20 protein-coding genes are annotated in these 22,667 nt (G+C 58.0%); 4 read left to right on the top strand and 16 right to left on the bottom strand.

The window, feature by feature from the left end; translation table 11 throughout:
- Positions 1–2: 2 nt before the first annotated feature.
- Positions 3–449, top strand: a complete 447-nt coding sequence (locus ACLEIV_RS11915) for a DNA polymerase III subunit chi (protein ID WP_410456863.1) — start codon at positions 3–5, stop codon at positions 447–449.
- A 4-nt stretch (positions 450–453) separates the two neighbouring features.
- On the top strand, positions 454–3,306 hold the full coding sequence (locus tag ACLEIV_RS11910; RefSeq protein WP_410456862.1) for a valine--tRNA ligase: 2,853 nt from the start codon (positions 454–456) through the stop codon (positions 3,304–3,306).
- 252 nt (positions 3,307–3,558) lie between these two features.
- On the opposite strand, the gene ACLEIV_RS11905 is transcribed toward ACLEIV_RS11910, so the two are convergent.
- From ACLEIV_RS11905 to ACLEIV_RS16880, 3 genes are all read right to left on the bottom strand, one after another.
- Positions 3,559–4,413 carry a GNAT family N-acetyltransferase gene (locus ACLEIV_RS11905; protein ID WP_410456861.1) on the bottom strand — a complete coding sequence of 285 codons (855 nt, stop codon included), beginning with the start codon at positions 4,411–4,413 and terminating at the stop codon, positions 3,559–3,561.
- A gap of 77 nt (positions 4,414–4,490) precedes the next feature.
- Positions 4,491–4,784, bottom strand: a complete 294-nt coding sequence (locus tag ACLEIV_RS11900; protein ID WP_477529390.1) for a GFA family protein — start codon at positions 4,782–4,784, stop codon at positions 4,491–4,493.
- Positions 4,673–4,912 (bottom strand): GFA family protein, encoded by a 240-nt coding sequence (locus ACLEIV_RS16880; RefSeq protein WP_477529389.1) that lies wholly within the window; start codon positions 4,910–4,912, stop codon positions 4,673–4,675. Before ACLEIV_RS16880 ends, ACLEIV_RS11900 begins: the two co-directional genes overlap by 112 nt.
- Positions 4,913–5,102: 190 nt before the next feature.
- Here ACLEIV_RS16880 and ACLEIV_RS11895 point away from each other — a divergent pair, with 190 nt between their 5' ends.
- On the top strand, positions 5,103–5,672 hold the full coding sequence (locus tag ACLEIV_RS11895) for a CAP domain-containing protein (protein WP_410456860.1): 570 nt from the start codon (positions 5,103–5,105) through the stop codon (positions 5,670–5,672).
- 192 nt (positions 5,673–5,864) lie between these two features.
- Here the strand turns inward: ACLEIV_RS11895 and ACLEIV_RS11890 are convergent, their stop codons facing one another.
- The 4 genes from ACLEIV_RS11890 to ACLEIV_RS11875 form a co-directional block, all read right to left on the bottom strand.
- Entirely contained in the window at positions 5,865–7,163 is a 1,299-nt protein-coding gene (locus tag ACLEIV_RS11890; RefSeq protein WP_410456859.1) for a methyl-accepting chemotaxis protein, read from the bottom strand.
- 465 nt (positions 7,164–7,628) lie between these two features.
- On the bottom strand, positions 7,629–7,856 hold the full coding sequence (locus tag ACLEIV_RS11885) for a glycine zipper 2TM domain-containing protein (RefSeq protein WP_410456858.1): 228 nt from the start codon (positions 7,854–7,856) through the stop codon (positions 7,629–7,631).
- A 137-nt stretch (positions 7,857–7,993) separates the two neighbouring features.
- Positions 7,994–8,401: a hypothetical protein gene (locus tag ACLEIV_RS11880; protein WP_410456857.1), complete on the bottom strand. Its 408-nt coding sequence runs from the start codon at positions 8,399–8,401 to the stop codon at positions 7,994–7,996.
- 31 nt (positions 8,402–8,432) lie between these two features.
- Positions 8,433–10,706 (bottom strand): DUF6351 family protein, encoded by a 2,274-nt coding sequence (locus ACLEIV_RS11875; RefSeq protein ID WP_410456856.1) that lies wholly within the window; start codon positions 10,704–10,706, stop codon positions 8,433–8,435.
- A 95-nt stretch (positions 10,707–10,801) separates the two neighbouring features.
- On the opposite strand from ACLEIV_RS11875, the gene ACLEIV_RS11870 reads away from it, so the two are divergent.
- A complete protein-coding gene (locus ACLEIV_RS11870) occupies positions 10,802–11,341 on the top strand; it encodes a GNAT family N-acetyltransferase (RefSeq protein ID WP_410456855.1) in 540 nt (179 codons plus the stop codon).
- 19 nt (positions 11,342–11,360) lie between these two features.
- On the opposite strand, the gene rraB is transcribed toward ACLEIV_RS11870, so the two are convergent.
- From rraB to ACLEIV_RS11825, 9 genes are all read right to left on the bottom strand, one after another.
- Complete coding sequence (rraB, locus tag ACLEIV_RS11865; protein WP_410456854.1) at positions 11,361–11,705, bottom strand: ribonuclease E inhibitor RraB; 345 nt, start codon at positions 11,703–11,705, stop codon at positions 11,361–11,363.
- A 27-nt stretch (positions 11,706–11,732) separates the two neighbouring features.
- The gene (locus ACLEIV_RS11860; RefSeq protein ID WP_410456853.1) at positions 11,733–12,452 is read right to left on the bottom strand and encodes a 1-acylglycerol-3-phosphate O-acyltransferase; all 720 of its coding nucleotides are present in this window, start codon (positions 12,450–12,452) and stop codon (positions 11,733–11,735) included.
- Positions 12,453–12,604: 152 nt separating this feature from the next.
- On the bottom strand, positions 12,605–14,275 hold the full coding sequence (locus ACLEIV_RS11855; protein ID WP_410456852.1) for a methyl-accepting chemotaxis protein: 1,671 nt from the start codon (positions 14,273–14,275) through the stop codon (positions 12,605–12,607).
- A 221-nt stretch (positions 14,276–14,496) separates the two neighbouring features.
- On the bottom strand, positions 14,497–17,226 hold the full coding sequence (gene secA, locus ACLEIV_RS11850) for a preprotein translocase subunit SecA (RefSeq protein WP_410456851.1): 2,730 nt from the start codon (positions 17,224–17,226) through the stop codon (positions 14,497–14,499).
- A gap of 315 nt (positions 17,227–17,541) precedes the next feature.
- Positions 17,542–18,393 (bottom strand): M23 family metallopeptidase, encoded by an 852-nt coding sequence (locus ACLEIV_RS11845; RefSeq protein ID WP_410456850.1) that lies wholly within the window; start codon positions 18,391–18,393, stop codon positions 17,542–17,544.
- A 69-nt stretch (positions 18,394–18,462) separates the two neighbouring features.
- Positions 18,463–19,386 (bottom strand): UDP-3-O-acyl-N-acetylglucosamine deacetylase, encoded by a 924-nt coding sequence (gene lpxC, locus ACLEIV_RS11840; RefSeq protein WP_410456849.1) that lies wholly within the window; start codon positions 19,384–19,386, stop codon positions 18,463–18,465.
- A gap of 97 nt (positions 19,387–19,483) precedes the next feature.
- Entirely contained in the window at positions 19,484–20,626 is a 1,143-nt protein-coding gene (ftsZ, locus tag ACLEIV_RS11835; protein WP_410456848.1) for a cell division protein FtsZ, read from the bottom strand.
- Positions 20,627–20,683: 57 nt separating this feature from the next.
- Complete coding sequence (gene ftsA / locus ACLEIV_RS11830; RefSeq protein ID WP_410456847.1) at positions 20,684–21,940, bottom strand: cell division protein FtsA; 1,257 nt, start codon at positions 21,938–21,940, stop codon at positions 20,684–20,686.
- On the bottom strand, positions 21,900–22,667 hold the full coding sequence (locus ACLEIV_RS11825; protein ID WP_410456846.1) for a cell division protein FtsQ/DivIB: 768 nt from the start codon (positions 22,665–22,667) through the stop codon (positions 21,900–21,902). Before ACLEIV_RS11825 ends, ftsA begins: the two co-directional genes overlap by 41 nt.

Here is a 22,667-nt window from a genome sequence, read left to right as displayed (position 1 = left end):
GCATGAGCCAGGGCTGTTTTTATCTGCTGCCGGACTCTTCCGGCCCCGAGCTACAGGAGCAATTGGTGTGTCAACTGACCACCGACTGTTACCGCCAGGGGCTGGGCGTCTTTATTCATGCCCGCGACCAGGCTCAGGCCGAGGCGCTGGATGAACGACTGTGGCAACAGCCCCCCGACGGCTTCGTGGCGCACAACCTTCAGGGCGAAGGCCCCCGCCAGGGTGCGCCGGTTATCATCGGCTGGCAGGCGCCGCACAGCGGCCGCGCCGTGCTGATCAACCTGGCGCCCGAGGCGCCGCCCTTTGCCCGGCGTTTCAAGCAGTTGATTGACTTCGTACCCTCCGATGACGAGGGCAAGCAACAGGCTCGGGAACGCTTCAAAGCCTATCGTCAGGCCGGTTTTGAACTCACGACCGCCCCTGTACCATCCCAAACTCAAGACGAATAACATCATGGAAAAAACCTTTAATCCCAACGCCATAGAGCAGGCCCTGTACCAGCAATGGGAAAACAGGGGCTACTTCAAGGCCCACGGCGACACCAGCAAAGACCCCTACAGCATCATGATACCGCCGCCCAACGTGACCGGTAGCCTGCACATGGGGCATGCTTTTCAAGACACCATCATGGATACCCTGATCCGCTACCAGCGCATGCAGGGCAAAAATACTCTGTGGCAGGTCGGTACCGACCACGCTGGTATCGCCACCCAGATGGTAGTTGAACGCAAGATCGCCGCCGAAGAAGGCAAAAACCGTCACGATTACGGTCGCGATGCCTTCATCGACAAGATCTGGGACTGGAAGAAAGAGTCCGGCGGCACCATCACCAAACAGCTGCGCCGTCTGGGCGCCTCGGTCGACTGGGAACGCGAGCGCTTCACCATGGATGAGGGCTTGTCCAACGCGGTGAAGGAAGTCTTCGTGCAGCTGTATGAAGACGACCTCATCTACCGCGGCAAGCGCCTGGTGAACTGGGACCCCAAGCTGCACACCGCCATCTCGGATCTGGAAGTGGAAAACCGTGACGTCAAAGGTCACATGTGGAACTTCCGCTATCCGCTGGCCGACGGTGTCAAAACCGCCGACGGCAAAGACTACCTGGTGGTGGCCACCACCCGTCCCGAAACCATGCTGGGTGACACCGCCGTGGCGGTGAACCCGGAAGATCCCCGCTATAAGGATCTGATCGGCAACTTCATCCTGCTGCCGCTGGTCAACCGTCGCATTCCCATCGTCGGCGACGAGCATGCCGACATGGAAAAGGGCACCGGCTGTGTGAAAATCACCCCGGCCCACGACTTCAACGATGCCGAGGTCGGCAAGCGCCACCAGCTGCCGCTGATCAACGTGCTGACCCTGAACGCCGATATTCGTACCGAAGCCGAAGTCTTTACCACCAAGGGGGAACCCAGCACCGCTTATTCCGCCGAGTTGCCGGCCCGGTTCCAGGGCATGGAGCGCTATGAGGCCCGCAACGCCATTGTGGCAGCCCTGGATGAACTGGGTCTGCTCGACGGCGTCAAGGATCACGACCTGACCGTGCCTTACGGCGACCGGGGCGGCGTGGTGATAGAACCTATGCTGACCGACCAGTGGTATGTGCGCGCCGGCCCCCTGGCCAAGGTCGCCACCCAGGCGGTGGAAGACGGTGACATCGAGTTTGTGCCCAAGCAGTACGAAAACATGTATTTCTCCTGGATGCGCGACGTCCAGGACTGGTGCATCTCGCGCCAGCTGTGGTGGGGCCACCGGATTCCCGCCTGGTACGACGCCGACGGCAAGGTATATGTGGGGCGTGACGAGGCCGAAGTGCGCGCCAACTACAAGCTGGGTGCCGACGTGGCACTCAGCCAGGACGAAGACGTACTCGACACCTGGTTCAGCTCGGCGTTGTGGACCTTCTCTACCCTGGGCTGGCCCGAGAAAACCCCGGAGCTGGCGACCTTCCATCCGTCCAGCGTGCTGGTCACCGGCTTCGATATCATCTTTTTCTGGGTGGCGCGCATGATCATGATGACCATGCACTTCATCAAAGATGAAAACGGCAAGCCTCAGGTGCCCTTCAAGACGGTCTATGTCACCGGTCTGATCCGTGACGAAAACGGCGACAAGATGTCCAAATCCAAGGGCAATGTGCTGGATCCGCTGGACATGATTGACGGCATCGATCTGGAGTCTCTGGTCACCAAGCGCACCGGTAACATGATGCAGCCCAAGCTGGCCGCCAAAATCGAGAAGGACACCCGCAAGGAATTTGCCGACGGCATCGAGGCGCACGGCACCGACGCCCTGCGCTTTACCCTGGCGGCGATGGCCTCGACCGGTCGCGACATCAACTGGGACATGACACGCCTGGACGGCTACCGTAGCTTCTGCAACAAGCTGTGGAATGCCTCGCGCTACGTGCTGATGAACACCGAAGAGCAGGACTGCGGCCTGAATGGCGGCGAGCTCAAGTTCTCGCTGGCGGATCGCTGGATCCAGGCTCAGCTGCAGGTCACCATCAAGGACGTACGCGATGCACTCGACAGCTACCGCTTCGACCGGGCTGCCAATGCGTTGTACGAGTTTATCTGGAACCAGTTCTGCGACTGGTATCTGGAGCTGACCAAGCCGGTGTTGTGGCATGGCTCACAAGCCGAGCAGCGGGCCACCCGCAAGACGCTGATCGAGGTGCTGGAAACCCTGCTGCGTCTGGCGCACCCCATAATGCCTTTCATCACCGAAGAGATCTGGCAACGGGTGGCTCCGCTGGCCGGCCGCAGCGGCGATAGCATCATGCTGGCCGCCTACCCACAAGTGGATGCAACCCAGGAAGATGCACAGGCCATGGCGGATCTGGAATGGGTGAAGCGCTTTATCGTGTCCATCCGCCACCTGCGGGCCGAGATGAACATTCCGCCCAGTCAGGCCCTGTCGGTACTGCTGCGCCCAACGACCGACGACGCCCGCCGCGCCACCGACAACGATGCCTTCCTCAAGGCCATGGCCAAGCTGGATGCCATCACCCAGCTGGCGGCAGATGAAGCGGCCCCGACCTCCAGCAAACAGTTGATCGGCGACACCGAGCTGCTGCTGCCGATGGCAGGCCTTATCGACAAAGACGCCGAGCTGGCCCGACTGCAGAAGGAGCTGGGCAAGGTATCCGGTGAAATCAAGCGGCTGGAAGGCAAGCTGAACAACGCCGGCTTCGTCGCCAAGGCGCCCGCCGATGTAGTCGCCAAGGAGCAGGAAAAACTGGCCGACTACAAAGCGACACTGGCCAAGTTGCAGCAACAACACGAGCAAATCGCCAGCCTGTAAGACGACTCGCCGAGTCAGACCAAGAAGCCAGCCTGAAGAGGCTGGCTTTTTCTTTGGGTCATCATCGCATTAAACATTCGATCTTTTTGACTGTCATACCAATCTCGGGCTCCGCCGATCCGCTTCAGACGAATGACACTCGCTGTCCGTAACGTGTCGTGGGAGGCGACGGTGTTAGCAGGCCAAAGTCTTGCTCAGGCGATTAATGTAACTGGTATAAGTGGCGCACGGCTTCACTGACTTTAATCTGGCTCATCCCAGCTCGAAGCTGGTCACGCCGAACAGCCGCTCGATGGGGAGATCGGGACTCTGGCCCCGGTACATGCGGGCCGTCTCGAAAGATATGCTCATCTGGTGCCGCTGGGCCAGCTCGACCGCCGCCCGGTTCACCGCCGGCGTATCCAGGAACAGGGGCTCCCCTTCGGGGACACGGGACTTCAACGCCAGGAGCAAGGGCTCGGCCAACTCTGCGCTATCGGCAAACAGGGGACCTATCTTGTAGCCGCTACGGCATTGACGCACGACCCCGTAGCCGGCCAGCTTGCCATCCTGCCGTATGCCCAGGGCCGAACTCCCGGGCTGGTTAAGCCAGCAGCGCAGAAATTGCAGGCGAGGCTCAGGGAAAAACGGGGTATCGTAGGCACATATATCGGCAAAGGACATTGAAGCCAGCGGCACTATTCCCGCATGGGCCGGATATTCCCCACCACCGCTCCCCTGATAGCGGACATTGCTGTAAGCCAGGGTAAAGCCGGACTTGTTGTAGTTGGCCTGCTGGGCGACCACCCCATCGAGGCCGATATCACGGCCCCCCAGATACGCCAGGCCGGCATTCCATATCTGTATGCCGTAACCCTGGCCACGAAAGCCGGGCTTGACGATGTAAAAGCCAAGGAAGCCGAAAGAGCCGCCATATTTCACCACCGAAATTACCGCAATGGGTTCATTCCCCAGCAGGCCGATCAGGAAGCCATGGGGATCGGCGGCATGAAAGCAGTCGGCATCGTGCAAACCGGGATTCCATCCTTCCGCCGCCGCCCAGTCGATGGCGATGTCGATTTCCGGCCGGGTCATGGTCCTGATGGTGTAGTTGTTGTTCTGTATCATGTGTTCAGGGTCTCTCTGATTGACTGGCGATGTCTGGCACGACCAAGGCCAGGGCGCCCGACTCGATGACTTTAACTCTAGCAGCCGTCCGGGCTGGCAGCCGGGCCCCCATCATCAAAACACGGAAGGGTATCGTCTATCCGCAACCAGTCTATCTTGCTCTGCATCCAGATATGGTATTGGGGAGCGATAACCGAAGGATCGTCGAGGGAAGCCAGCGTCACATCGATGGTTTCGGGTGTCATGCTGCGGCGAAACATCAACTGGGTGCCGCAATGGGGGAAAAACTCGCGATGATGACTCCGACTCGACCTATATACCGACGGCGCCCCCCTGTATAGGAAACCCCCTTCGCCACCACGGTAAGCCAGGCTAACACCGGCGCCCCGCTTGATTTCTGGCAGCATCGGCAATGGCAATATCCTGCATCGAGCGGGGCACAGTCAATGCGGTAGCGGACATGACCACACAAGCATCCGCCTGTTATCGGGCTAAACATTGGTCAGTCCCCCCCATAGATAAAACAAAAAAAACTGCAGCCAGCCTGTTATTCACTATATAAGGCGGGAGCCCAGGGTGCATCCAGCTCACCGGATCCTGAAGGTTGCCGTCGACCATGGGTCGACGCGACGGAACAAGCGGGGATTTATGCCATTCTTAAGGGAAGCCATCACGGAAAGGGGTGACAAATGAAGAAGACGATGACCCTCGCGGGCCTGAGCCTGCTGCAGGGCTGCTACGGACCCGGTGTCGAGTCCGGTCGCCTGCCCGATTATGGGACCGGCTTGCCCGACGCCACCATGCGGCCGGTGAGCAGCGGGACGGTGACCGGTTCGCTCTCGGTCGATGAACGGCAAGGACTGCTGGCTTACCATAACCGGGTACGGGCCGAGGTAGGTACACCGCCGTTGCGCTGGTCCGCAGCCGCCAGCGCCCAGGCCGAGCGCTGGGCCCGGGTATTAGCCGGGCGCTGCGACATAGAGCACAGCCAGGGATCCGGCTTCGGTGAAAACCTGTTTATGGGAACCCTGGGATTCTATGACGAGCTGGATGGCGTCAAGGCCTGGGAAGAAGAAAAGCGGGATTATAACGGCCAACCGCTGAGCCGCAGCCTGGCCCCCAGAGTAGGGCACTATACCCAGATGATCTGGCCCGCCACCCGGGAGCTGGGCTGCGCTATCTCTGTCTGTAGCAACAACATGATTCTGGTGTGCAACTACTACCCGCCGGGTAACTACCTGGGGGAGTCCGCCTATTAAAACGGAAGGCTTGGCCAAGCCTTCCGTTTTGAGTCATGGTCTCTGCCGAGCTGGTCTGACCGATGAAACAACCCAGACCAAGGGCCAAACAGCCGGAGCACATAGCCCATCTGTACTCCAAATTAATCATCACACAAAAGCACCGACATGTACCATGTCTCGGATTCGGGGTGCGCTATGTTTGCATCGTACTCACGACAGTACTGCCATCGTTTGCTGCACCGCTACGGCGCCTTCGTGTATCTCGTGCATGAAAGTTTCCACTTTCTGAGCCTGCTGTTTACCCTGCTCAGCCACACCGGTAACGTCTATGATTGCCGCCGATACCTTTGCCGTCAGTTCACGGTTTTGTTGCACCACCTGACCGATTTCCGTTGTTGCCTTGCTGGTGCGCCCGGCCAGCTGCCTGACTTCGTCGGCAACCACCGCAAAGCCCCGTCCCATTTCACCGGCTCGCGCCGCCTCAATCGCCGCATTCAAGGCCAGCAAATTGGTCTGCTCCGCCACACTGCTAATAGTAGCGACTATATCTTCGATATTACGAGCCTGCTCATTCAGCTGGTTGATAACTTCCATAGCCTGCTCCAGATCCTTGGAGACCCGGGTCGATAGATGTACCGAAGCCTGCAGGGTTGTATTACCCTGCTCTACAATTTGGGAGGTTTTTACCGCTATATCACAGGCCTGCTCCGATGCCAGCTGGTTTCTGCGGGACTGTTGTACTCGCCGGGTGATGTTGCTGGCAAACTTGACCACCCGCTCCACCCGCCCCAGTTCATCAAGAATGGGATTGTAGGTTGCCTCCAGCCAGATTTCCTGCCCATTGGCGTCAAGGCGCCGAAAGCGGCCGGACTTGTGCTCGCAGGCCGACAATTCTTCCCAGAAGTCTGGATGTTCCCGGTAGAAATCGTCATCACAAAACAGACGATGATGCTGATCCACCACCTGCTGGAGGCGGTATCCCATCAGTGACAGGAAATTCTCATTGGCGGTGAGTACGGTGCCATCCATCGAAAACTCAATCACCGCCATAGAACGATCCAGTGCAGCCAGCACCGCTTGCTGACGGTTAAGCTGATGCTGTTTTTCGGTAATATCACTGGCAATTTTCAATATTTTTAAAACCCGGCCAGACTCATCCTGCACGGGAAAGTAAGTCGCCTGCAGCCAAACCTTGCGGCCATCCCGGGTGACTCTGAGAAAGGTGCCTTCCTGGTGCTCCCCCTCACGAAGTCGCTGCCAGAAGATCCGATATCCAGAAGACTCCACCAGCTCGGCTTCGCAAAACATGCGATGATGCTTTCCCTTTACTTCCTCCAATGAATATCCCACCGCCTGCAGGAAGTCTTCATTGGCATCCAGAATCTCGCCTTCGGGCGTAAACTCAATAACCGCTACATGCTCTCGGATGGCCCGCTGCAGTGTCAGCAGTTGTTGATTTTGCTCCTGGCTCTGCAGCAGCTCTCGCTTTAGCTTTGTACTGGTGAACATAAAATATTCTCCCTGATCCAGGCATTTAACATGATGTCATAAAGCGGATTCAAACCAATCCTTTGGTTGCTGGAACTTACAGAGTAGAGTAAAAACAAGCTTCTGGATACTCCAAACCATTCGATGCCACAGCAGGTCACCGACCGAAAAAATGGCGTCTTCTGCCGGCGACTTTTACCCTGGAGCAAGGCCAAAAAGAAGCTCTGACTACAGGCCGATACGGCGGCAACAGAGGCCACCGACATGAACACAAGCCCGCTCGATGCTCATCGCCATATTCGTAACGATGGCATGACCAGGGCTCCGGTTTTGGTGAAGATCTGTTTCTGGGCACACTCGGATTTTATGATGAGCTGGATGGCATCAAGGACTGGAAGGAGGAAAGAAATCATGTCGGGTAGCTACCTGGGTGAGGCCGCCTATTAAAACGGAAGACCAGGCCTTCCGTTTTGGCTCATAGCATTGTTATTTCTTGTCTTTATCGACCTGGTTACCGATGACACCGCCGACCACGGCGCCGCCTATGGTGCCCATGGTGCTGCCGCCGGTGAGCACAGAGCCCGCCACGCCGCCGGCACCGGCGCCGATGGCGGTATTACGATCCCGATCCGACATGTTGCTGCAGGCAGACAACCCAAGCAGCAGGACTGCCGTAAGCCCCACTACCATTATTTTGCCGTTGTACGTCTTCATGGTTACCTCGCTCAGGTGAATGTTCTCCACATATATACACTTTTAGTGTAACCACTTTACTCGCAAACGGCTCGTCCTCGAAACCGGCTTGTGCCTGACACTGTCGCCCTGTTTCCGGGGTGACTCGGCGGGAGGATTCAGGCGACCGGGCCCAGCCACAACAAGCGAACCACGGCGACATTGGCGATACTGACCAGCAGCAGAAAGCCGACATAGGTCATGACCAGATAACGAAAATAGTTATGCCGGCTGTGCTTGATCAACCCCTGCCTTTCCTGGTGGCTGCGATGGGCGGAGGCTATCTTGGCAAACAGCATCAGTTCGAAGTGCATCAGCACCAGGGTGATCAACGACAGCACGGTGCCAAGCAGAGGTGCTATCAGGATCCAGCCTTTCAGCACCTGGGTAATCTCGGGTTTGAGATAAGGTACCGCCCCCAACAACACCACGGCGATGGTGATCTGAAACAGCTTTTGCCAGATGTGGTCGTGACGATACTTGTATTCATCCCACAGCAGAACATGCGGATCGTACCGATGGTACATTTTGAGCGCTCCTTGACTCCTGTTTGCGCCACTATAGCACGGGAGTCAGACCCAACTCGGCATCCGCAGGTCGCGCCATATCTCCCTGTCGATAGTCGCATACGCCATCGGGAAACACCGCTTCCAGCATGGCGCTGTAGGGCTCTACCTCCTGGGGATGATAGAAGCCCTGTGCCACCGCCTCGGCCACCGGCACCCGTGCGCACTTGAACAGGTTACCGGTCAGCGGGCTGCCGGCGGCATTGCGCGGTGACCGGTAGGCCGGATAGTGCTCCAGGCAGGTACCCATGTCGGCATCACCTCGCCAGGGACCGTTCCAGACCCCGCTGCCCTCGGCGATCAATTCTCCCTTGTCGGTCCAGCAGGCGTCTTTTGCCGCCGCCGGGCGTCGGCCCGTGGCCAGCCATTCGTCGAGCAGCACAAAGGCACGATCGCTGGGATCATAGGGTTTGCCGCTTTGCCAGATAACCATGTTGTCCGCCTGCCCCCGGGCCTGGCTGATACGCAACCAGGATGACAGGGTCGCATAGGAGTGGTGCATGTCGAGCTGGCTATCCAGATAGTGACGCAGGTCGATCACCGGAATGTCGATGTTGCCGAGAAAAACATGACCGGAATAATAGGCCGCCGCCATGGCGCCGTCGTGCCCCCGGCTGCGGGGTGCCGTCTTGATCAAGTCGACCTGATTGCGCTCAAACACCCGCAACGGCACCGGACGGCCCGGCGTCTTCTGCATATTATGGTCACTCCAGATGGATACATCCGCCAGGCTGTCGTCTCCGGTCAGCACCCACAGCCTCTCTTGCGCCATGTCCTTCGATGCCTTCCAACTGCCGATGTTGGCGTTGAGGTGGAGAAATTCGGCCATGTTGATCTGCCCCAGTTTCAGCGCCTCCAGGCCATACTGGACCCCGACGTTATCATGGGTGCGGTGGGCAAAACCGTCTTCTCCCACCCCGTAGAACGCGGCCAGATCGTGCCAGTGACTGAAGCGATCGGCCCTGGCCACGGCCGGCGCATAGTGATGCATCCGATGAAAGTAGCGGGGGTTGTTGGTCAGCGGCGCCAGCCCGCGCCAGCTCTTCGAGCACTCTGTGGCCCCCGGCGGCAGGGCCGGCAAGGTCAGCCCCAGGCCGGCGACCCGGGCCCAGCGATAATACTTCTTGAACTCGTGCTCCACATCGCTGCTCGCCGCCACGCCCATCACCTGGCCCCGGTTTTCCTGCACCTGCCAGCGTCGATTGTCCCGTGCCGTGACATCGAAATAATACTCCAGCAGTTCACAGTCCAGCGCCCAGATACTCTGGGTGATCATGTCCGGATAACTGTATTGGGGAATAATGGCATCGAGCATTCCCGGTTTATTCTGGGCGATCAGATACTGCTGCACCGCGCCGCCGGAGCCACCGATGCCGACCGTGTAGTCCGGCTTGCCATAGCGGGCCACAAACTGGGCCTTGACCATCTCGGCGGTGTTGGCCGCCAGCCACATGTTGTAATGATTGCTGGTCACGTTGCCGCCGGAGCCCGCCAGGGCGTAACCCTCAGCCAATTGTTTGGTCAGGCGTGAGGCGACCCTCCCCAGGCTCATCTTGCCCTGACGCTTGCCGATACCCACGCCGCCCTTGAAGTGATAGATGAGTTTGTTGTTCCAATAAGGACTCCGGGTATCGGTCACCGGCGCCATAGGGTCGGCCAGCATGGCGATCACATAAATAAAGCGATTAATGGTGCCCCGCTCCACCCTAAGCACGAAGGGAATGGTGCTGCCCTGCCAATCCAGCCAGGCCAGATCTGACGGCTCTCCGCTCTCGGGCCAGAGGTAATAATCGTCCCGTCCCTCCACCTTGTAGAAATAGTCGACCCGGGTCTGCAACAGACAGTCCTTGCTATGACCGAGCAGCCGGCTCTTGTCCTTCATGCCGTCGAGCTCAGCGTACACTGGAGTGCCGATGCCTTGCTGGTTATCCACCAACGGCTGGCCCAGTCCGACCTCTTCGGTATTGCAGGCAAAGGGATACTGCAGCGGGCCGAGCGAGAAATCCACCGGGCCGGTTTGCCCGGGGCTGACAGGAAAATCAAAGACGGATAAATCCAGCTGCACCCGGGCAGCATGAGGCCCGTCATAAACGGGCCTTGGCGCGGCTGGATCGTAACCCGGTGGCAACGCCTCTACCACCAGCTCGGGAGGATCCGACAACAGGTGTCGACCCAGTTTTGCCTGCAGTTCGCTCCAACCCAGCATCAACAGCGGTAACAACACCAGTGGCAACAGCCACCACCAACGTCTGCTTTTTTTATTCATATCGCGTCACCTCTGAGCTAAGCATAGCGGAGAAAAAAAGCGTTGCATCCACGGTAGCAGCGGTTATGGTCTCGTCGGCAGAAGAGGAGAACGCCATGATTAACGCGCCTGAAAACGGAGTAGAAGCAGTTGAAGGGGGCCCGGCTCCCGAACGGATAATCTTGCTCGAACACCACCACAACGCGCCGTTGGCGGCATTGATCCGGGTGGTATCGGCGGAATATGGCCTGACCGCCGATAAAGGGTTCAGTGTGGCCGACCCCGGCCTGGACAGACTGAGTGAGGCATACCGGCAAAAGGGAGCCGGCTACTGGGTGCTGGAAGATAACGCCGGGGGCTTGCTCGGCGGCGGCGGCCTGGGCCCGATGGCCGGTTACGATGGCGTGTGCGAACTGCAGAAAATGTATCTGGCAGCATCTGCCAGGGGGATGGGACTAGGCCGCAGGCTGGCGCTGCATGTATTGCAGCAGGCACGCCTGCTGGGATATAGATACTGTTACCTGGAAACCACGGCGCTATTGCCCGAGGCGCTGGCACTGTATCAAAAACTGGGATTCGCGCCCTGCGAACGACTGGGCAGCACCGGGCATCATGATTGTGAAATCACCCTGATACTGCCCCTGGGCCAGCTATGACTCTTTGAAGTACTGGGTATTATTCTTCGAAGTAGGTGCCCCAACCATCGTATTCGATGCCGTATTTCCGGGCGATCGGCAGCAACTGTTCAATCTGCGCCATGATGGCCTCCTCGGTCAGGGGACCTTCCTTGACCGCATCAAAACACAGTATGGTCTGGCCTCGCTCCAGAGTCAGCTCTTCTGCATCGGTCACCTCGAATTCGGCCTTGAAGCAATCGACCGCGGCTTTTTCGAGCCGGCTGAAGTCCTGACCGGAAAAATGATGCTCTATGGTGTATTCCACATCCGGGTTACTGCCGTCTTCCAGCAGGGAGGTTATGATTTCACGGGTTTCTTCCCGCCAGTCTTGCTGTTCAGTCATGGGTGGCTCCTTGGCCGGATAACGGAATTAGGGACGACGGACTTCACTGTCCAGCTCGGTAATACGTTCGGCAATCAGCTGACGGCTGTGCTTGAGCAAGTCTCTGATTTGATTAGGCGCATAACCCTCGATCGCAATCGGTGGCATAATTTCGACGATCAGCTCACCGTTGTCCCAGCGGTTCAGGTCAACCTGACCGAAATAGCTGGAGCAGGCGATGGGAACTATGGGTACACCGGCCTGCAGGGCAATATGAAAGGCGCCGGTCTTGAACGGCAACAACCCCTTGCCCTTGCTGCGGGTCCCTTCGGGAAACATCCAGATCGACATGTTGCGCTGGCGAATCTTGTCGACCACTGTACCTATGGTACTGGCGGCCTTGGCCTTGTTCTCACGGTTAATCAGCAAGTTGCCACTCAGCCAGAACAACTGGCCGAACAAGGGTATCCAGAACAGGCTGTTCTTGCCGATGGCCACGGTACGCGGCATCACGGCACCGGGCAAGGCGATGATATCCCAGTTGCTCTGATGGTTGGCGATATACACCGCCGAATGCAGATCCTTGACATGCTCATAACCCCGAAACCGTACCTTGAGTCCCACCAGCGGACAGGCCTTGTTAAACAAACGCCCCAGCAGGTGGACGTTATTGGGGTGACGGGGACGCAGCAGGCACACCAGGGAACCAAGTACGAAAACAACAACCATGGCCAGGGCCAGCAAGAACAGCCGCAACAGCTTTAACATGAACACACCTCGTGTTTTGAGAGACGGCAGTATACTGAGCAGACCCACAAGGAACAAGGCCCGGCCGCTGATCGACAGCGGCCGGGCCTTGGGTTATGTGCTCGAAAATAATAAACCTAAAACATCAGCACCTTGCGACATTCGGCGCCGGATCAGCGCCGGTGGCCCGGAGCTTCCGACTCCAGCCTGAAGCCCTGTACCAGCTGTTGCAGCCCGGCTGCCAGTTCGGACAACTCACGGCTGGCGCTGGCAGTCTGCTCGGCGCCGGCGGCCGTTTCGCCACCCATTTCGTGAATGCCGGTGAGATTACGACTGATATCTTCGGTCACGGTCGCCTGTTCTTCCACCGCGGTCGCAATCTGGGTATTCATATCGTGAATGGTCTGTACCGCCGCGCCGATCAGTTCCAGCGCCTGCTCGGCCTCCCGGGCCTGGCTCACGGTCAGCTCTGCCTGCTGACGACCGCCCGCCATGGCGGACATGGCCTGTTCCGCATCGGCCTGCAACTTGGCGATGGTGGACACTATTTCCTGCGAAGACTGCTGCGTCTGCTCCGCCAGATTGCGCACTTCGGAGGCGACCACCGCAAAACCCCGCCCCTGCTCTCCGGCACGCGCCGCCTCGATGGCGGCATTCAGCGCCAGCAGATTAGTTCTGTCGGCAATCTCCTGTATCACCTGTACCACAGAACTTATCTGGGTACTGCTGTCGGCCAGCGACTGTACCACCAGACCGGTGGAGGCGACGTCATCCGCCAGTCGACTGATGGAAGACACCGTCTGCTGTACCACCTTTTTACCCTGCTCCGCCGCTTCGTTGGCCGAACGAGCCGAGGACGCCGCCAGGCTGGTGTTCTGGGACACCTCCTGCACCGTCGCCGACATCTCGTTGATGGCTGCGGCCACCTGATCCGTATCCTGCTGTTGGCGGCTCAGGTTCGCGCTGGTCTGCAACGACACCGCCGAGGTTTCTTCCGCCGCCGCCGACAGGCTGGTGCTGGAATGATGAATATGACCGATAAGCTCGCGCAGCTTGTCGGTCATATGGTGCAGCTTGGCATAAACCCCCTGGGTATTGGAGCCAAACTTCAGGCTCAAATCACCATCGGCAATGCGGGATGCCACTCGCTCCATCTCGCTCGGCTCGGCCCCCAGCGGCTGCAGCACCATTCGCTTGAGAGTCCAGCCCAGCAGCAGGCTGAGCCCGACCAACAAAACCACCAGTGACACCATCAGCACCACCATCAGATGATTGCGTTGTTGGGCAGCATTAATCTGTTCCGCCTGACGAGCGAGCAACAGTGAAACAAAGGTATTCACCGATTCATTCAGATCTTTCCCTGCTTTGTCATACTGAGGCGCCAGCACCCGATCTCTGGCTTCGTCCTGCCTCCCGGCGTTCATCAGGGCAATCGCTTCCTGTTCCAGCTTGATCATTGTCAAAGTAGCCTGGTGCCCCAGCTCCAGCTGTTTGAGTTCGGCCGGCATCAGTTCCATCTCGGCCAACATGTCCTGATTAGACAGGCTACGGCCGTCGGCCCACGGTGCCCGCCCTTCGGTAATCGCCAGCACCCGTTGGTAGGCGTTAAGTTTGTCTCGATTGCCCGTGGCTACATAGCTGCGGATATGGGCCGACATTTCGTTGGAGCTTAGCCGCAGCATATTGGCGGAATTGAAATACCGGTAACGCGTTTCCTGAGTCTGGTTCACTCCCTTCTGAGATTGCAGCAACAGATAGAGTGCACCTCCCAAAGCCAGCGCCAACGCCAAGACCACCAGAAACACCAGGCGTATGACCGCCTTCAAGGTCAAATTATTATGCATAGAGGCACTCCAGACGCAAAAAAAAATGTCGCAAATAAACAATAATATTGTAAACGATATTTAATACGAAAATTCAATTAAATGAATGCAACTTAAGCTGAATGAGTACGACTGGAAAGTCATTGACAACAGAGTCAGTGTGAGATGCCCCTCGATACGGCGAAACTCCCGCATAAAAAAACCGCCCCTAAGGGCGGTTTTGATGTCTGGCAATAATCCGTTCAGCTCAACTTACCGTGACACTGTTTGTATTTCTTGCCCGAGCCACAGGGACAGGGATCGTTACGTCCTACCTTCTGACCTTCGCGCACGAAGGGCGCCGACTCACCGCCGGAAGAGGAAGCCGCACCTTCCTCTTCCAGCAGGCTGTCTGCCACCGCATGACTGTAACTCTGGGGCAGGCTTTCCGCCGCCTCGCGCCGTTTCGCTTCTGCCGCTTCCACTTCTTCCTGACTCTGCACCCGCACCCGGCTCAGGATACTGACCACTTCCCGCTTGAGATTGTCCAGCAGTTGGGTAAACAGCTCGTAGGATTCACGCTTGTATTCCTGCTTGGGGTTCTTCTGGGCATAACCACGCAGATGAATACCCTGGCGCAGATGATCCATCGCCGCCAGATGCTCTTTCCACAGGGTATCCAGGGTCTGCAGCATCACGGAGGTCTCGAACTGGCGCAACACCTCGGCGCCCACCACTTCTTCCTTGTCCGCATAGGCCCTGGCGGCGGCTTCCAGGATCTGCTCGCGCAACTGCTCGTCGTGCAGCTTTTCGTTTTCTTTCAGCCAGGCACCAACCGGCACTTCCAGCCCGAAGTCGGCCTGCAGTCGCTGTTCCAGCCCTGGCACGTCCCACATCTCTTCCAGTGACTGGGGTGGAATGTACTCATCGATAATACCGTTCAGGACGTCTTCACGGATCACGGCGATGGTGTCGCTGATATCCCCCGAGTCGAGCAGTTCGTTGCGCTGCTCGTACACCACCTTGCGCTGATCATTGGCCACGTCATCGAATTCCAGCAGGTTCTTACGGATATCGAAGTTGCGGGTTTCCACCTTGCGCTGGGCGTTTTCGATGGCGCGGCTCACCCAGGGATGCTCGATGGCCTCGCCTTCTTCCATGCCCAGTTTCTTCATCATGCCGGTCACCCGGTCGGAGGCGAAGATACGCATCAGGGCATCTTCCATCGACAGATAGAAACGGCTGGAGCCCGGATCCCCCTGACGACCGGCCCGGCCACGCAGCTGGTTGTCGATACGGCGGGACTCATGGCGCTCGGTACCTATGATATGCAGACCACCGGCGGCAATCACCGCGTCGTGGCGCTGTTTCCATGCGGCCTTGACGGCAGTAACCTGTTCGGCACTCGGAGTATCCAGCGCTTCGATTTCGGCCTGCCAGTTGCCACCGAGTACGATATCGGTACCGCGACCGGCCATGTTGGTGGCGATGGTGACAACGCCGGACTGACCCGCTTCGGCAATAATTTCCGCCTCGCTGGCGTGGAATTTGGCGTTCAACACCCGGTGCGCTATGCCTTCTTGCTTTAGGATACCCGACAGCAACTCGGAGTTTTCGATGGAGACGGTACCGACCAGTACCGGCTGGCCCCGCTCCACACAGTCCTTGATATCCGCAACAATAGCCTGGTATTTCTCGGGAGCGGTCAGATAGACCAGATCACCCATGTCCTTGCGCACCATCGGCTGATTGGTGGGGATAACCACCGTGTCCAGACCGTAGATATGCTGAAACTCGAAGGCTTCGGTATCGGCGGTGCCGGTCATGCCCGCCAGCTTGTCGTACAGACGGAAGAAATTCTGGAAGGTAATGGAAGCCAGGGTCTGGTTTTCGTTCTGAATTTTCGCCCCTTCCTTGGCTTCCACCGCCTGATGCAGGCCCTCGGACCAGCGACGCCCCGGCATGGTACGGCCGGTGTGCTCGTCGACGATGATCACCTCGTTGTCCTGCACTATGTAATCGACGTTGCGTTCGAACAGGGTATGGGCGCGCAGGCCGGCGTTGACGTGGGCCAGCAGGGTGATGTTGCCGGCAGAGAACAGCGAGTCCTCCTCTTGCAGCAGCCCCATGCGCTTCAATTCCTCTTCCACGAAAATCTGGCCATTTTCGGTCAGCAGCGCCTGCTTGTTCTTCTCGTCCACCGTGTAGTGGCCGTCACCCGTGTACTCTTCGGTGTCTTCCTTGTCCTGCTTGATCAACTTGGGGATCAGGGTATTGATGCGGATATAGAGTTCGGAGCTGTCTTCTGCCGGACCCGAGATAATCAGCGGGGTACGGGCCTCGTCGATCAGCACCGAATCCACTTCATCCACCAGCGCATAATACAGCGGCCGCTGTACCCGCTGCTGGGGCGAGAACGCCATGTTGTCGCGCAGATAGTCGAAACCGAACTCGTTGTTGGTGCCGTAGGTAATGTCGGCTGCATAGGCGGCGTGCTTTTGTGCCGAATCCATGCCCGGCAGGTTACAGTCTACGGTCAGCCCCAAAAACTCGAACAGGGGTCGGTTGGCTTCCGCATCGCGGCGGGCCAGATAATCGTTCACCGTCACCACGTGAACACCGCGTCCGGTCAGAGCATTCAGGTAAACCGGCAGGGTGCCGGTCAGGGTCTTGCCCTCGCCGGTCTTCATTTCGGCGATCTGATTGTTGTGCAACACCATGCCGCCGATCAGCTGCACATCGAAGTGACGCATCTCGAACACCCGGCGAGAGGCTTCTCGTACCGTGGCGAAGGCTTCCGGCAACAGCTGCTCCAGTGTTTCGCCCTGCTCCAGCCGGCTGCGGAACTCGACGGTCTTGGCCTGTAGTTCGGAATCGGACAGCGCCTCGAATTTCGGCTCCATCGCATTGATTTCGTTTACAACTTTACGTAGCCGCTTGAGCGTTCTGTCGTTACGGCTACCGATTATCATGGTGAAAAGTTTAGTAATCATGTTTGGCCAATAATGATGATGGAAGATAAAACCCCGTGTGGGGCCGAACTCTAGGGTCTGTTGACCTTTCGCGGTGATATTTTGTTCGAGTTAAACGCGTTTTTATCGAGCGTATGGGGTGTAGCCTAGCCATTCTAAGCAAAGCCCTCTCAACAAAGAGAAAAACGCGTTTAGCCGAACCCGCAGGGCAGCGCTTGTGGGGGCTTGCTACTGCATTATCGCTTATTTATGTAGAGTGACTACATCGCATAAGCGCTGCCTTGTATCAAGGCCCCACAAACTGCTGCAAAAATCATCTCGAAAGGTCAACAGACCCTAATTAGGCAAGAAACGGGCCGGATCCAGCTGTTTATTCCCTTTTAATACTTCGTAATGCAAATGGACGCCGGTCGCCCGACCGGTTCGCCCCATCAGGGCAACATACTGCCCCTTGTCGACACGCTCACCCACCTGAACCAGTTGCGTGTCCAGATGAGCATACCGGGTTGTCCAGCCCTGACCATGATTAATCTCGACCAGGCCACCAAAATCCGGGTGTTGTTCCACCACGCTGACCACACCGGTCGCCGTCGCAGCAATCGGCTGGCCCAGCTTGCCGGTGAAATCCAGCCCACGATGCCAACGGGTACGACCGGTAAAAGGATCCCGGCGTTGGCCGAAGGTCGAGCTCATCCGGCTGCCACCCGGTACCGGGTGGCCCTGGATCTGGGTAATTTCATTGATATGGAGGCTAAGCAGTAAAGATTCAAGAGCAGCCAGCGTCATGCCGTAGGCCCGCGTCTGCTCCGAGACCTGGGTCAGGGCTAGATGCAGGCCGGCAAAACCATTGAAGGGCCGCTGAAGCGGGTTGGCGTCGAGCCGTTGCAGCGGCAACTCATCGACCAGATCGTAGTCTCTGACCAGCCGTTGCCCTACCGCGCTCAATTGTCCCAGTTCGGCCTGCAGTTGGCCCAGGCGCTGCCCGATACGACCCAGCTGACGCTGCTGGCTGCGCTGTTGCTGCTCCAGCTGACGACCGAGCTGCAACTGTTGCTGCTCGGCATTTTGCCACTGGCTGTACAGATACAGTATTACCGGCAGTTGCAACACGGCCAGCAGCAAAAAAAGTCGGTAATCGGACAAACGAAACCTGGCGTTGGCGCCAGCAAGGGGTGCGGGACGGTTCATGGTGTACGCTACAGAAGAGAAAATAAAACACGCCGGCGCGGAGAGGATGCCGGCGTGTTTTCAGTGAGTTCAGGCGGGGCTGAACGCGGTATCGTAGTAACGAATCGGCGACTCGGCACCCTGTTCACCGAAGGTGACAATTTCCCAGGCTTCGGTATTGGCCAGCATGGCGCGCAGCAGATTGTTGTTCAGAGCATGACCTGTCTTGTAGGCACAGAACTCACCCAGAATGCTGTGATTGCACATATAGAGATCACCGATGGCATCCAGCATCTTGTGCTTGACGAACTCGTTGGGATAACGCAAACCGTCGTCGTTAAGCACCTTGTAGTCGTCCAGCACCACGGCATTTTCCAGGCTGCCGCCCAGGGCCAGGTTCTGGGAATGCAGATATTCGATATCCCGCATAAACCCGAAGGTCCGGGCCCGACTCAATTCCTTGACGAAGGCCGCACCGGAAAAATCCAGCACCAGATGCTGACTCTGACCTTCAAACACCGGATGTTTGAAGTCGATGGTCAGATCCATCTTGAAGCCGCCACGATAAGGCCGGAATTCCGCCCACTTGTCGCCGTCTTCTACCCGTACCGGCTGCTTGATGCGAATGAAGCGTTTGAGTGCGTTCAGCTCGCGAATACCACCGGACTGCAGCAGATAGATAAAGGGGTGCGAACTGCCGTCCATCACCGGCACCTCGGGGGCATCCACCTCGATAACAAGGTTGTCGATGCCCAGCCCCGCCAAGGCCGCCGACAGGTGCTCTATGGTCGAGACCCGAACCCCCTGCTCATTGACCAGTGCGGTACAGAGCATGGTGTCCTTGACCAGGGCGGCATCGGCTCGAATGTCGACCTGCGGGTCCAGATCGGTACGACGAAATACAATACCTGTATTGGCCGGCGCCGGCACAAATGTCATTTGCACCTTGTGTCCGGAGTGCAGGCCGATTCCGGTAGCCTGCACGGTATTTTTCAAAGTTCGTTGTCTAATCATAAGGTTGTCCGCAAGTCAAAAAGGCCCGATTCGAACCGAATTCAAATGGTCCGATATGTTAGCACAATAATCCGCCATCGCCAATTGAGAGCCTTTCTCAGTCGGCCTGCTTACGCAAAAACGCCGGAATATCCAGGTAATCCATATCGGACTTGGCCTGAGTCGCGTCGGCATTCACCACCAGTTTTCCCGCCTGCTCTTCACGCGGGGCTTCCACCTGACGCATGCCGTTGTCGTCGCGGTTGCTGGTGCCTGATTTGACCAGGGTGATGTCCGGCTTGCGCTCGGCACCGATACCTGTGGCTACCACTGTCACCCTCAGCTCGTCGCTGATTTCCGGATCCAGTACCGTACCCACCACCACGGTGGCATTTTCGGAGGCGAAGGCCTTCACCGCATTACCCACGGTTTCAAACTCTTCGATGGTCATGTCCAGACCGGCGGTAATGTTGACCAGGATGCCCCGGGCGCCCGCCAGATCCACATCCTCCAGCAGCGGGCTGGAGATGGCTTTTTCGGCCGCTTCCTCGGCCCTGTCTTCTCCGGTGGCACTGCCAGTACCCATCATGGCGGTACCCATTTCCCGCATCACGGTGCGCACGTCGGCGAAATCGACGTTGATCAGGCCCGGGCGGGTAATCAGTTCGGCGATACCCTGTACCGCCCCCAGCAGCACGTTGTTGGCAGCCTTGAAGGCATCCAGCAGTGAGATGCCACGGCCCAGCACTTTCAGCAGCTTGTCGTTGGGAATGGTGATCAGGGAGTCGACATGCTTGGCCAGCTCATTGATACCCTGCTGGGCATAATTCATCCGTTTCTTGCCTTCGAAGGCAAACGGCTTGGTCACCACGGCCACGGTCAGAATACCCAGTTCCTTGGCCACTTCAGCCACCACGGGGGCGGCACCGGTACCTGTGCCCCCCCCCATACCGGCGGCAATAAACACCATATCGGCGCCGTCCAGCAGATCGCGAATGGCATCCCTGTCTTCCAGGGCCGCATCCCGGCCTACTTCCGGGTTGGCGCCGGCACCCAGTCCCTTGGTGATATCGCCACCCACCTGCAGGGTGCGTGATGCACTGGAGTTACGCAGGGCCTGGGCATCGGTATTGATGGCCAGAAACTCGACGCCTTCCAGGTTTTCACGCACCATGTGCTCGACGGCATTGCCGCCGCCGCCACCGACACCAACCACTTTAATGACGGCTTCCTGCTCGTGATCATTCATTAGTTCAAACATAAGGCTCTCTCCGCTTTGCTCTTGGTTACTTACTCTCAGTATCAAATACTGCCAAGGTTAAAATTCGCCACGCAGCCAGTTACCGACCCGCTTCAACAGCCCGGTGACGCTGGATTTGTTTTTATAGTCCTGTTGAGGCATCGATTGATGCTCCTTGCCGTAATGCAACAAGCCGACGGCGGTGGAGTACACCGGTGTTTCAACGTAATCGGATAAACCTTTTACCCCGGCCGGCTGGCCGATACGCACCTGACACTGGAAAATCTGCTCGGCACATTCCACCAGGCCTTCAATCTGTGCGGCACCGCCGGTCAATACCAGGCCCGCGGCCAGCTGATGCTTGACCCCGGCTTTTTTCAGCTCGCCCTGTACCTGGCTCAACTCCTGGTTGATCATGCCGAGCAGCTCGCTGTAGCGTGGCTCTATCACCTCGGCCAGGGTCTGTCGCTGCAGACTGCGAGCCGGTCGGCCGCCCACGCTGGGCACTTCTATGGTGTCTTCCTTGCTGACCAGTCGGCTGAAGGCGCCACCGTGACGCACCTTGATCGCTTCCGCGTCGAGCGGCGGCGTGCCAAAGGCGTAGGCGATGTCGCTGGTCACCGTGCTGCCCGCATAGGGGATCACCTTGGTATGACGCAAGGCGCCGCCGGTAAACACCGCCATGTCCATGGTGCCACCGCCGATATCAACTACGCAGACACCCAGTTCTTTCTCATCATCGGTCAGCACCGCATAACTCGATGCCAGGGCGCTGAAAATCAACTGGTCTACACGCAGTCCCAGACGTTCCACACACTTTTCGATATTGCGCGCCATGTCGTTGTGACAGGTGATCAGATGCACCTTGGCGTGCATCCGCACCCCCGACAGCCCGATGGGGTTCTTGATCCCCTCCTGAAAGTCGATGGAGTATTCTTGCGGCAACACATGCAGCACCCTGTGTTCATCGGACAGTCGTACCGACTTGGCCGTATGGATCACGCTGTCCACGTCTTCCTGGGTAACTTCTTCGTCCGAAATCGGCACCATGCCGGTCTCGTTGCGGCACTCGATATGCTTGCCCGACAAGCCCAGGTAGACGGAGGTGATTTGGCAATCCGCCATCATCTCGGCTTCATCGACCGCCCGCTTCAGCGACTTGACCACAGATTCGAGGTCGTTGACACCGCCCTTGTCCATTCCCTTCGAGGAATGGCTGCCGAGCCCGATGATATTCAGATCGCCATCCGGTAACACTTCCCCGACCAGGGCCGTGACCTTAGCCGTGCCGATATCAAGCCCGACGATCAGATTTCGTTCCGCGCTTTTTGTCATTATCTGTCTCTTCGTCCTGCTTCCATCCCACTGCCAGCCCGGTATCGTAACGCAGATCGAGATAAGCCACTCGTTCCTGCTCCGCAATGCCCGGATAGACATCAATAAATCGTTGCAAACGGGCCCCGAGATCCTCGCGACCCAGCAACAGCGTGACCCCGTCCGACAGGGTCAGTTCCCAGGAACGTCGAGGGGTCAGGTGAACCCGCTCAATCCGATAACCTCTGGGCTGTAATAATTTCTGCGCACTGCGATATTCCTCCAGCACCCTGTTCGATTCTTCATCCGGCCCCGACAGGGACACCAGCTCCGGATCCTCATGGCGAGTCCGAAAAATCTCGCCATGGGTATTCACCATGGCATCCTGATTCCACTGAGCTGCCACCGGCTGTTCCACGATGTAAAGCCGCAGAATATCGGGCCATTGCTTGCGCACCGACGCCTGATAAACCCAGGGCAGCGACTGCAGTTGCTGCTGCACCCGGTCCACCTCCAGGGTAAAGAAGTTACCGACTTCCGGCAGCGCCAGCACCGACTGACGCACCTCTTCCCGGCTGAGATAGTGCTGCTCTCCCTGAATCATCAGGCTGTTGACCGGTACCTGATTGGCCGCCGTCATCCATATCACCAACAACCACAGACCCCACAGCAGCGCCGACAGCACCACGAGAAAGAAGGTCAGACCGCCAATAAAGGCCAGTCGGGTACGGATCACGACAGCGCTCAT

Origin of the sequence: Oceanisphaera submarina, assembly GCF_046521305.1 — a bacterium.
In the GTDB taxonomy this organism is placed as follows: Bacteria; Pseudomonadota; Gammaproteobacteria; order Enterobacterales; family Aeromonadaceae; genus Oceanimonas; species Oceanimonas submarina.
The sequence above is the reverse complement of the archived record's forward strand: the minus strand, read 5'-3'. Positions and strand labels throughout refer to the sequence as shown.